General features: G+C 49.6%; 11 protein-coding genes. 8 read left to right on the top strand and 3 right to left on the bottom strand.

What is annotated here, in order from left to right; genetic code table 11:
• Positions 1 to 102: 102 nt before the first annotated feature.
• Positions 103 to 870: a DUF2490 domain-containing protein gene (locus tag IPF95_13760; GenBank protein ID MBK6475750.1), complete on the bottom strand. Its 768-nt coding sequence runs from the start codon at positions 868 to 870 to the stop codon at positions 103 to 105.
• A gap of 43 nt (positions 871 to 913) precedes the next feature.
• A complete protein-coding gene (locus IPF95_13765; GenBank protein MBK6475751.1) occupies positions 914 to 1,336 on the bottom strand; it encodes a hypothetical protein in 423 nt (140 codons plus the stop codon).
• A gap of 52 nt (positions 1,337 to 1,388) precedes the next feature.
• Here IPF95_13765 and IPF95_13770 point away from each other — a divergent pair, with 52 nt between their 5' ends.
• From IPF95_13770 to ftsY, 8 genes are all read left to right on the top strand, one after another.
• Positions 1,389 to 1,970, top strand: coding sequence for a tRNA-(ms[2]io[6]A)-hydroxylase (locus IPF95_13770; protein ID MBK6475752.1), 582 nt, complete (start codon positions 1,389 to 1,391; stop codon positions 1,968 to 1,970).
• 222 nt (positions 1,971 to 2,192) lie between these two features.
• On the top strand, positions 2,193 to 5,105 hold the full coding sequence (locus IPF95_13775) for an insulinase family protein (GenBank protein MBK6475753.1): 2,913 nt from the start codon (positions 2,193 to 2,195) through the stop codon (positions 5,103 to 5,105).
• Between the two features lie 89 nt (positions 5,106 to 5,194).
• Positions 5,195 to 6,445 (top strand): competence/damage-inducible protein A, encoded by a 1,251-nt coding sequence (locus tag IPF95_13780; protein ID MBK6475754.1) that lies wholly within the window; start codon positions 5,195 to 5,197, stop codon positions 6,443 to 6,445.
• A gap of 366 nt (positions 6,446 to 6,811) precedes the next feature.
• The gene (gene rpmB / locus IPF95_13785; protein ID MBK6475755.1) at positions 6,812 to 7,051 is read left to right on the top strand and encodes a 50S ribosomal protein L28; all 240 of its coding nucleotides are present in this window, start codon (positions 6,812 to 6,814) and stop codon (positions 7,049 to 7,051) included.
• Between the two features lie 66 nt (positions 7,052 to 7,117).
• Positions 7,118 to 8,521 (top strand): aminopeptidase P N-terminal domain-containing protein, encoded by a 1,404-nt coding sequence (locus tag IPF95_13790; GenBank protein ID MBK6475756.1) that lies wholly within the window; start codon positions 7,118 to 7,120, stop codon positions 8,519 to 8,521.
• Positions 8,522 to 8,625: 104 nt separating this feature from the next.
• Complete coding sequence (gene rpmG, locus IPF95_13795; GenBank protein ID MBK6475757.1) at positions 8,626 to 8,808, top strand: 50S ribosomal protein L33; 183 nt, start codon at positions 8,626 to 8,628, stop codon at positions 8,806 to 8,808.
• 3 nt (positions 8,809 to 8,811) lie between these two features.
• Positions 8,812 to 8,967, top strand: a complete 156-nt coding sequence (locus tag IPF95_13800; protein MBK6475758.1) for a DUF4295 domain-containing protein — start codon at positions 8,812 to 8,814, stop codon at positions 8,965 to 8,967.
• 81 nt (positions 8,968 to 9,048) lie between these two features.
• Positions 9,049 to 10,008: a signal recognition particle-docking protein FtsY gene (gene ftsY, locus IPF95_13805; protein MBK6475759.1), complete on the top strand. Its 960-nt coding sequence runs from the start codon at positions 9,049 to 9,051 to the stop codon at positions 10,006 to 10,008.
• Between the two features lie 47 nt (positions 10,009 to 10,055).
• Here the strand turns inward: ftsY and IPF95_13810 are convergent, their stop codons facing one another.
• Positions 10,056 to 12,326: an OmpA family protein gene (locus IPF95_13810; protein ID MBK6475760.1), complete on the bottom strand. Its 2,271-nt coding sequence runs from the start codon at positions 12,324 to 12,326 to the stop codon at positions 10,056 to 10,058.
• Positions 12,327 to 12,330 lie beyond the last annotated feature (4 nt).

Raw genomic sequence — 12,330 nt, forward strand, 5'->3', positions numbered from 1 at the left:
CAGCAATGATGCGGGGCTTTGTTTTTGGGTGGAACGGATGGAATAGGTCCTCGGATAAGGAATCGGCTCACGCGATCATATTTCTACGCTCCAGATTAATTATCACGTCTCGACGTTTACTCTGAAGAAGAGTCGGTAGCTCAACCAGATCACATTATCGATCCGAATGTTCTTCGGAACACCAAGCGCAACAACCTGATGGTTGTATTGCAGGCTAAATGATGAATGTGCGTTCAGGTGTATGACCGGTCCGACTACGATCCTGTTCTGATCGATCCGGAAATGACCGTTCATGCCACCAGAACGAAAGAATACCTCATCCGCAAGCTCAAGGATAAGTTGCCTTCCCTTTATACGGTCGGACAATTGCAGCATTTTCAGAACTACATGAATGCGGTATCTATAGCGGAAGTTGAAACTCGTCGAGATCACATGGCCGGAAGGATCGAATGAGTTGAAATAGCGCTCTTCTACCCGCAGACGGTTGGAAAATGTCCAACGCGCTTTGGTTTGTTTATGTGTGATCTCTTGATGCGGTCGGATCTCATTTCCAATTCGAACCGCGGAATTCCATGAACCGGTGTATCCACTGCCAATGGAGAGCCTCCATGCAGATCCGAATTGATACCCAATTCCTATACGACCGAGTGCAAGTACGCCATGTGGGGTAGTATCCACGGAGCGATAATTTCCATCTGCCAAAATGGTCCAGCGGTGATCTACAGCTAGCTCTACATAGGCTTGCAGCCACTGCTGAGAGACCCTATCCTTAATGGATATCTGTGCTAACAACGAAGCCGCTCGGAAAATGAGAACACTTACAAGACAAATGCGAAAGAGAACAGATCCGCGTTGGGCGAGTGCGACCATGGTCTTTGAATTCGAGCGATCAGGACTGTAAATGGGAATGATGCTACCGGCAATTGTCGGATAGCTTCTTGACCCGATCGATCTTCGACTGTCTTTCGAGAGAAAAAGTCTTTGAGATGGATCCGGCCAGATCATAAAGCCGCATGGACAAGTTGAGCATTTTGCTCTTTCGAGGATCAGAACGATCTGCAGTGTGCTCTACCATAGTTACCAATAGGTCCGCCAATTGCTCTATGCGGATATGATCGAAATATCTTAAGACCAAATGAGCCTGAAGTGCATCCGTACCATGATCGAAAAATTTGGTCAGGTCAATATCAAGCTCCGTTCTTAGTTGCGTTATGGCGAAGTCGACACGGGTTTCAATAAGTCCAGGAGCAGTCGACCCAAAAAAATCGGCAAGCACCTTCGCTATTGCTCTACCTACTTGTTCTATTTGATCCAGAAGTATGTCCTTGCGCTCCATTCGTGCTACAAAGATGGTTCGTACTAATGGATAAGAACCGACCTTTGCCCACATGCTAGGCTTACAACTACCTACCGATCGCCACTGGGCAGAGCTTATCCGCAGCGACATGCAGACCCTCCTCACTGACCATGCATGGTGTGAGCAAAAAGCAGCAAGCAATGCGATCAGTATGATCACACGCTATCCGGAATTGAGCGAGCTGGTGAGTGAACTTACCCGAATTGCACAAGAGGAACTTGAACACTTTGGGCAGGTCGTCGAAAAGATCCATGCGCGGGGTTGGGTACTAGGTCCGGAGCGAAAGGATAATTACGTGAACGAACTTTTCCAGTTCCTACGCAAGCACGGAAATAGGGAAGAACGTCTTGTGGACAGATTGCTCTTCAGTGCCATGATCGAAGCACGTAGTTGTGAGCGTTTCAAGCTTCTGACCGAAGAGGTTGAAGACCCTGAACTGCGTACATTCTACAATGATCTCATGGTGAGCGAAGCCGGACATTATGCCACGTTCATCGGGTTCGCTCGCAAACACGGAGGAAGGGTGGATGTTGATGCGCGTTGGAAAGCGTTCTTGGCCTACGAGGCCGAAGTGATCGCACGGTATGGCACCAAGGCAACGATGCATGGATGAATTATTGATTCCTAATTGCTCCCTTCGGTCGAATTCCTGATTCCCAGCGGATCTATCGATCTTCACTTAATTCCTTGTGAGGTTCAAGTCAAGCCCTTGAATTAAACTACCCAAGGCATGACCATATCTGAAATGGTGAAGTGTGGGAATCAGGAATTCGGGATAAGGAATGAAGAATACGACCGAAGGGAGTTACTTTCGTGATCCTCAAAAAAGATAAACATGCGTATTATTTCACTTTTGCTACTGGCCTTCTTGGTGTCAACGAATTGCTTCGCACAGAAGGAATACACCTACACCAGCGTTCCAGGCGATCCGCTCGAAGCGCGGATCTATACCCTTGACAATGGCCTACAAGTGTGGCTGAGCAGGAATACCGACGCTCCCCGAGTTCAGACCAACATTGCCGTGCGTGCTGGAAGCACTAAGGATCCGGCCACAGCTACAGGCCTAGCGCATTACTTGGAGCACATGCTATTTAAAGGCACGAGCAAATACGGCACTGCGAATTGGATGGAAGAAAGCAGGTTGTTACAGCAGATCAGTGATGCGTACGAAGAACGTCGTAATACCACCGACCAAGCGAACCGCGACATGATCTATCACCGGATCGATAGTCTCAGCCAATTGGCCGCAGCCCAAGCAGTGCCGAATGAGTACGATAAAATGGCGAAGAGCATTGGCGCAAAAGGCACCAACGCATATACCAGCACAGAGCGCACGGTATACATCAACGACATGCCCAGCGACGAGCTCGAGAAATGGATGATGATCGAAAGCGAGCGGTTCCAAGAAGCAGTTCTTCGCTTGTTCCATACCGAATTGGAAACCGTTTACGAAGAGTTCAATCGCGGTCAGGATAACGATGGCAGACAAGCGTACCAGAAGTTGAACGAGCTGATGTACCCCACACATCCATATGGTACGCAAACCACCATAGGCACCGGAGAACATTTGAAGAATCCGAGCATGGTAAAGATCCACGAGTATTTTGATACGTGGTACGTACCCAATAACATGGCCGTGATCCTCGCGGGGGACATCGACTACGACAAGACCATAGCAATGGTCGATAAATTCTTTGGCACTTGGAAACGCAAAGAAGTTCCGGTCGTTGAATTTCCTGTAGAAAAACCTATCACCGAGCCACGTACCGCAGAGGTGTTCGGCCCGGATGCTGAATGGGTTGATATTGCATACCGTTTTGACGGGTATGGAAGCGGGGTAGAACCCATGTTGAAAATGATCGAAGGCATTATGCAGAACGGCAAGGCCGGCTTGATCGACCTCAACTTGTTACAGGCCCAAAAAGTGCTGGATTCATACTGCTATGCGGATGTATCCACGAATTATTCGGACATGATGATCCACGGCGAGGCCAAAGAAGGACAGACCTTGGAGCAGGTGCGGGATCTATTGTTGGCACAGGTCGAAGCATTGAAAAAGGGCGAGTTCGAGGACTGGTTATTGGAAGCAGTGATCAACGATCAAAAGCAACAGCAGATCAAATACTGGAACGAGAACAACAGTCTGCGGGCATCGGCCATGACGGATGCCTTCATCCTCGAGAAGAAATGGGCTGATGAAGTCGCGATCTTCGAGCGAATGGGCAAATTCACGAAACAGGATGTGATCGATTTTGCGAACAAGAACTTCGGCAACAACTACGTGGCTGTCTTCAAACGCACTGGTGAGAACAAGAGCGTGCATAAAGTGGATAAGCCGAAGATCACAGCGCTGGACATTAAGCGCGATGGGCAAAGCGCTTGGCGAACCGAGTGGGAAAAGACCGCAAGTGCCACACTAACGCCTGTTTTCGTCGATTTTGACAAGGCCATCGATCATCGCTCCTTAACGAACAAGGTGCCATTGGCAGTTGTAAAGAACCCGACGAACGACCTTTTCAGCCTCCGTTATATTTTGGATATGGGGACCGATCACGATAAAGAACTCGGAGTCGCAGTGCGTTATCTGGAATACTTGGGAACTTCCAAATACGATCCGACGGCATTCAAGCAAGAACTCTTCAAGCTTGGTCTGGGCATTAGTGTTTACGTGGCGGAGGATCGTAGTTATGTAACCCTTACCGGACTGGAAAAAAACTTGGAACGTGGTATAGAGTTGTTGGAGCAGTTACTTGCTGATGCACAACCCAACGACGAAGCGTTGAAGGGACTTGTTGCAGACATCGGCAAAAGCCGCCAGGACCAAGCCAAGAACAAGAATAGCATCTTTTACGAAGGACTTGCGAGCTACGCGAAATTCGGTAAGGTGAACGCATTCAATGATGTTATGCCATTGGCTCGATTGGAAGCATTGACCAGCGCAGAAATGTTGGAACGTATCCACCAACTGACCAGCTACAAGCACAACGTGTTCTACTACGGAAAGAAATCCACCGACGAAGTAACGGCGTTGCTCAACAAGCACCACAAAACACCAGCAAACTTATTGGAGTATCCTCCCGAACGCCTTTATCCAGAGCTAGCGACCACAGAGAACAAAGTCTACTTTGCTGATCAGGACATGGTGCAAGCAGAGATGATGTTCTACGGAAAAGCAGGTCAATTCGATGTAAGCAAACTACCTTATGCGTCACTCTTCAATGAGTACTTCGGAAGCGGTTTGAGCAGTATCGTATTCCAAGAGATCCGCGAAGCGAAAGCGCTGGCCTACGGAGCTGGTGCGTCATACACAACCCCGAGCAAGAAGGAAGATGCACACTATGTGCGTGTATTCATAGGAACCCAAGCGGACAAACTCCCGGATGCTGTGGATGCGATGTTGGAATTGATGAACAACATGCCCATGGCGAAAGAGCAATTCGAAGGCGCAAAGACCGCAGCCTTGAAAGTGATCGCCAGCACCCGTATAACCAAAGAGAACATCTATTGGACCTGGGATGCGAATCAGCGTAAAGGCATTAACTACGACCTGCGCAAAGACAGCTATGAAAAGATCCCGAGCATCACGTTAGAGGACATGAAGACCTTCTTCGACAAAGAGGTAAAAGGCCGCACCTACCATTATACAGTGATCGGTAAGCAAGCCGGTATGGACCTGAAAGTGTTGGAGAAGTTGGGCCCGGTAACAGTGCTAAGCAAAGAGGAATTGTTCGGCTACCCCGTAGAGTAGCGTCGACCCTGTCATCCCGGCCTTGAGCCGGGAGGGTCGACACGTTACGGTAATCAGAACGCGCAGCTGTCGGGAACCAAAAGCAAACAATGCCCAAAGAAATTACAGCCACCATTATCAGTATTGGCGATGAATTATTGATCGGTCAGACCATCAATACGAATGCCGGATGGATGGGTGAGCAACTGGCATTGTCAGGTATCCGATCAAAACGTGTACTGACGATCGGCGACGACAAGCAGGAGATCGTGGAGGCGTTGGATGATGCGATCACGGATATTGTATTGATCACCGGCGGTTTGGGTCCCACCAAGGATGATATTACCAAACACACGCTCTGCGAATATTTTGATACGGAGTTGGTCCGTCACCCGGAGATCGAGGCGCAGATCAATGCGTTCTTTGAACAGATGGGCCGCGATCCATTGGAAGTGAACCGCGCGCAAGCGGATCTTCCGGCAGCATGTACGGTGATCCCCAATGACCGCGGCACTGCGAGTGGAATGTGGTTCAAGAAGGATGGCAAAGTCTACGTAAGCATGCCTGGTGTGCCATATGAAATGAAAGCGATGATGCAGGCGACAGTGATCCCGATGCTGCGCGATGAATTTCTTCCACCAGCCATTGTACACCGCACCATACTCACTACAGGAATGGGAGAGAGTTACTTGGCAGAACGCATCGCAAAATGGGAGGATGGACTTGCACAACACGGGATCAAATTGGCGTATCTACCCAGCCCTGGATTGGTAAAATTGCGTTTAAGTGCATACGCCAGCGATGACCCATCAGAAGCGCGAAAGCGCGTGGATGAGCAAGCGACCGTGCTCTACAAAGAGATCCCTGAATTGATATTCGGTGAAGGTGATGATACGTTGCAGGCCGCGGTTGGTAAGATCTTGAAGGAGCAAGGAAAAACCCTCTCTACGGCAGAAAGCTGTACTGGTGGCTATGTGAGCCATTTGATCACGAGTGTACCGGGCAGCTCTGCCTATTTTACCGGTGGGGTTGTCAGCTACGCCAATGCTGTAAAAATGGAGGAACTGGGCATTCCTGCTGATATGCTCAAGTTGGAAGGCGCCGTAAGTAAACCCGTAGTGGAGAAGATGGCCAGCGGTGTTCGCGAAGCGCTAAAAACCGATTGGAGCATTGCCATAAGCGGTGTAGCCGGACCGGATGGTGGCACACCCGAAAAGCCAGTAGGTACGGTTTGGATCGCAGTTGCCGGACCGGATGGTGTAGTGAGCAAAATGGGGCAGTTCTCAGGTACACGTGGACTGGTCATTAAACGCAGCGGGTATGCGGCATTGGGCATGTTGCGTAAGGAGCTATTGGGGTAGGCTTTTGGGATCAGAAAATCAGATGATCAGAGGATCGGAACTTTGTTCTTTGTTTTTGGTTAGAACAGTCTACATGATCGATGACGTACTACACTTGAAGACTTGTAATCCCGCTGCACGGGACTTCGCTTACAGCTCAGCTGGCGTTACTTGTGACTTGTGTCTTGTAGATTGAGTCTTTTCTTCTCTTAGACCAAGCAGGCGCTCACTTTTCGCTTTCCTAACTTTCTTGCTTCTTCACCCCTTTCATAGATCATTGTCAATCATGATCATCATGGGAATCAGCGTTCTTTTTTCTCTTTTTCGATCCAAGTCGGAGGGTGAGGCCATTTTCCATACATTTGCAGCCCTGTAACTCAAAACGCCATGTCCAAGATCTGTCAAATTACCGGTAAACACGTCATCACCGGTAATAAGGTATCCCACTCCAATCGTAAGACCCGCCGCACATTTGCGCCGAATTTGCAAGACCGCAAATACTTCGTTGCGGAAGAGAATAAGTGGATCAAACTGCGTGTAAGTGCTGCAGGCATGCGCACGATCAATAAGATCGGTCTTGGTGCAGCCTTGAAGCGCGCCAAAGAGAGCGGCTTTCTAACGGCTTAATACACTTAGCACGTTATTGGGAAGCGCCATGCGGATATCTTCGCATGGCGCTTTCGCATTCATAACATGATCCGCATACCCATCATACTGACATTTCTGACCGCTGTGTCCATGCAGGCGCAAGAGATCCCTGTATCGGTGCAGTTCGGAGAACCCGACAATGGCGTCTATGACGAGGATCTATTGCCAGCTGAGTTCCACAAGGATAGGCGAGCGACATTACGCGCACGATTGCCGGGAGGCGGAGTAGCCGTGGTATTTTCGAATCCAGTAAGGAACAGGAGCAATGATATCGATTACGAATACCACCAGGACCCCAATTTTTATTACTTGAGTGGACACAACGAGCCGAATGCTATGGTATTCGTATTCAAAGAGCCTCGAATGATCAATGGAGTACAAGCGAGCGAGCTATTGGTAGTTCAACCTCGGGACCCGACTAGAGAAGTTTGGAACGGGCTCAGGACCGGTAAGGAAGGCGCGTTGACAACACTAGGGTTTGAAGCGGCCATGACCGGGGAAGAGTTCTTGGATTGGGAGGCCGATTGGAGTGAAAGTGATAAGATCTATGTGCAAGCCACCACAGAGAATTTGACGAGTAATAAACACCAGAAAGCCAGTCTGAGCGAGCTGCTGGATCATTTCCGGACAAGCACGACCAAGGCAACGCAGGCCAATGCCGTTGATCTACAGGACTGGATGGCACAATTACGCGAGGTAAAACAGATCGAAGAACTTGCCATGATGCGGAAAGCCATTGATATCACATGTTTGGCCCAGAATGAGCTTATGACCAAGCTGCGACCGGAGATGACCGAATACCAAACTGAAGCAATCGTGGAATACGTCTTCAAAAGCAATGGTGCAGAAGATGAAGGCTTCCCTAGCATCCAAGGTAGCGGTCCGCACAGTTGCGTATTGCATTATCTCACGAATCGTAGAACACTAGGTCATAACGACCTGTTGGTCAGTGATATTGGTGCAGAATACCACGGATATACGGCCGATGTTACGCGCACCTTACCGGCGAATGGGAAATTCAGCCCAGAACAGAAGATCATCTACAATTTGGTCTATGATGCTCAGGAGGCCGGCATTGCTGAGGTGCGCAAAGGCAATGCCTTTCACGCCGCTCATCGTGCCGCAACTGCGGTGATCGTTAAGGGTTTGATAGCGAACGGGTTGATCACCGATGAAAGTGAGGTTCGGCAGTACTTTATGCACGGAACGAGCCATTATTTGGGGCTGGATGTTCACGATGCAGGCACTTACGGTCCTTTGGTACCGGGCAATGTGATCACGGTGGAGCCAGGTATTTACATAGCTGAGAATAGTCCGTGTGACCCCAAATGGTGGAACATCGGAGTTCGGATCGAGGATGATATTCTGGTGACCGATGGAGATCCTTTGAATCTTAGCGCTGGATCCCCAAGGAAATTGGAGGATGTAGAGGCCGCCATGGCGAGGTAATGGGCATTTGCGCCCTATGGATCACGTCGTATTTGGCAGATCCGAAAGATCCACCTACTTTTGCCGCCCCTGCGCAAAGTGGCAGGGCAATAAAGTAGCCCACAATGGCCAAGAAAGGGAACCGAGTACAAGTGATCATGGAGTGTACTGAGCATAAGACCTCAGGGCTTCCAGGAACATCACGTTACATTACAACCAAGAACCGCAAGAACACTACCGAGCGCATGGAGTTGAAGAAATACAACCCCATCATGCGCAAGATGACCGTTCATAAAGAGATCAAATAAGCCATGGCAAAGAAGACCGTTGCAACCCTGAAGAAGGCTGACGCCAAGACCTTCACCAAAGTGATCCGCATGATCAAAAAGGAAAAGACCGGCGGCTGGAGCTTTGTTGAGCAGGTAGTACCAAGTGATGACGCTGAAAAGCTGATCTCCGGTAAGTGATATCCTGAAGAAATGTACGCAAGAAGGCCGTCCCTCATGGGAGGGCCTTTTTTAGCATATGGGTGTTAAGTCCAACTATTGATGGCATTATTCGGATTATTCGGTAAGACCAAGAAGGAACCCGAGGTTTCGGAAGTCGAGAAACAGGACCTGGACCACGGTTTGGAACGGTCCCGAACCGGCCTTTTCGGTAAGATCGCGCACGCCATAGCGGGTAAGACCTCGGTGGACGATTCCGTGCTCGATGAACTTGAAGAGATCCTAGTGAGCAGTGATGTTGGAGTGGATACGACATTGAAGATCATCAGTTGTTTACAAGAGCGCGTAAAACGCGACAAATACATTGGGACAAGCGAATTACACGGTTTGTTGCGTTCGGAGATCGTTGCCTTGATGAAGGATCCCGAACCGATCGACCCCGCTGTTAAGCCCTATGTGATCATGGTGGTCGGCGTGAATGGGGTGGGCAAGACCACGACGATCGGGAAGTTGGCGCATGCCTTCAAAAAGGAAGGGAAGAGCGTTGTGTTGGGTGCTGCGGATACGTTCCGTGCAGCAGCTGTAGATCAACTCCGTATCTGGAGCGAAAGGGTCGGTGTGCCGTTGGTGGAACAAGGCATGAACGCCGATCCCGCAGCGGTGGCCTACGATACGGTTGAGAGTGCAAAGGCACGTGGTGCAGACATTGTGATCATTGATACTGCCGGGCGTTTGCACAACAAGGTGAACCTTATGAATGAGCTTACCAAAGTGCGTAACGTAATGCGCAAGGTGATACCCGATGCTCCACATGAGGTGTTGTTGGTCCTGGATGCCAGCACTGGTCAGAATGCCATTGAGCAAGCAAAACAATTCACCAAAGCGACCGATGTAACAGCGTTGGCGCTAACCAAGCTCGACGGAACCGCTAAAGGTGGTGTGGCCATTGGCATCAGTGAACAATTCAGTATTCCGATCAAATACCTCGGAGTAGGTGAAGGCATCGATCATCTTCAGGTGTTTGATAAGAACGCTTTTGTGGAGGCTTTGTTCAAGAACTGATCGGAACGCTCCCGATATCATTAGCGATGTGTTCCGGTGCGGAACCTTTATCGTTTTGATCCTGCATTCGCCAACCCACAATCCACGCACTGTGTAATGATGAACTCCGTGCGGCGGTTCATTTGATGCTCCTCCTCTGAGCATTCGACTCCATCCGCACATTTATTCACGAGCTTTCGCTCACCCATGCCTTTCGCAGAGATACGTTCCGGTGAGATACCTTGCTCGATCAAATATCGCCGTGAACTATCCGCCCTTTTCTGACTCAGTGCATCGTTGTACTCTGTGCTGGCACGGCTGTCGGAATGTGAGTTCAATGCAATGCTGATCCCCGGATTGGAGATCATCACTTCTGCAACTAGGTCCAATTCTTCGGCGGCATCGCTGCGGATCTTATTCTCGCGATAGTCGAAGTAGATCGGGCGCAGGTTCAACGCTTTTGCAATGTCGATGCCCGTAAGAACGGGAGATAGGGCAATACCTTCCGGACCGGTCAGACTTTGTTCTGAGAATCCGAGTATCCGAAAGTCAACAACGTTCTTCTGAGTGAAAAAGCCATCGCGTTCAATGCTTACCTCAAAACTGGCATCTTCACCGAAACGGCGATACGGGATCTGTCCTTGTGTTATCCCTTTGTCATTGGTAGTTCCCATGAATAGGATGGTTCCGTCGCGTATATCACGCACCGTTACGTTGACTCCGGCTACCCATTCTTCGGTCTGCTGGTCGCGAATGATCGCGTTCACGGGAAGGTCCATCATGCTGTTCACGTAGAGGTCCGGCACATCGGTATCGCTGAACATATTCACTTCGAATTCATCGGAAGGTAGCTCGGAGAGCGATCCGCCAGGGATCTTTACACTAATAATAACTGCCTTATTCGGTGCCGAGAATTCATAGGTGCCGTCCATCGAAGTAACGGTTCTCCCGATCTCGTTCCTGTCCATATCCAAAATACGGATGGGTAGGAATGGTATAGGTTGAGCATCTCCAATATCCAATACGCGACCTGCCCAAACACGATTTTCCTCGGCTTTACTATGCATCCGGAATGTGTAGATGTTCTCTTTTCCTAATGCACCATCGCGATCACTGGTAAAGAATCCGATCTCACCGGCGTCATTCAGACAGAAGCCAAGATCATCGGCAGTACTGTTGATGGGGGCGTTAAGGTTCTCGACACGGCCGTGTGTCTTACCGCGAATAGTAGTTCGGAACAGGTCTAGTCCACCTAGCCCTAAGTGACCGTCGGATGAAAAGTAGAGCGTCCCATCATGTACGTACGGGAACATTTCTGCTCCTTCCGTGTTCACGCCGGATCCCAAGTTCACAGGTTCCGTCCACTCGCCGCGTTCATCGCGATCACTGTAGTATAGGTCTTTTCCACCTAGGCCTCCTGGCATATCACTTGTGAAGTAGAGGCGCTTTCCGTCTTTGGTAATTGCCGGGTGGCCTATCGAATAGGCTGGACTATTGTACGGAAAGGCTGTCTCTTTCGACCAGCCTTCAGGTAACATTAATCGGGTGAAGATCTGTAGGTTGTTCACGCCTTCTTCGCTAAGCACCCCTCTGCCTTCGACGACGTTGTTGCGCGTAAAATAGAGTTCACTGCCATCTGCGGAAACAACAGCGTTGCTCTCGTGGTACTGCGTATTCATATCATCGCCCATCGGTTTGATGTTGGATACGGAACCATCCGGGTCCAATCGGCCGGTGTAGAGGTTCAGAAAAGGTTGGTCATTCCAGCTATGGGTATGGCGTGAAGTGAATTGATTGGACCGTGAAGATGCGAAATACACCGTATTTCCATGGATGAATGGAGAGAGGTCCGAGGATCCACTACTGATGTCCGCAAGTGTGACCTTATGGGTCATAGCCGACCCTTCCATTAATTCGCTCAATCGTTCAGTCGCGTTCTCTTGCAGGATCACACGGCTATCATCGGGTACAAGTTTTGCGTAACGCTTCAACCATAGTTCACTGTCGGCAAACTGCCCACTAACGCGTAACATCTCAGCGTAACGATATATGTCTTCCGGAGTTGCCTGTGATGAAGCAGACACTATCGCGTACCAACGCTCGGCATTCGGCGTATCACGGAGGTTCCAGTAACACTCTCCTAAACGGCGAGCATGAAAAATACTGCTAGCGTCGTTTTTGTGGAATGCTTGTTCGTAGTATTCGATCGCTTTTGAATAGCTGAAGTCCTCGAAATATTTATCTCCTAATTTGAGTAGTCCCTTTTGCGCATTGAGCGTGGTTCCTGCAACGCAGAAAGTGATACTGAGGATACTGATGATCTTCTTCTTGCCGTCCATTGGA

It is taken from the genome of Flavobacteriales bacterium, assembly GCA_016704485.1.
GTDB lineage: Bacteria > Bacteroidota > Bacteroidia > Flavobacteriales_F > PHOS-HE28 > PHOS-HE28.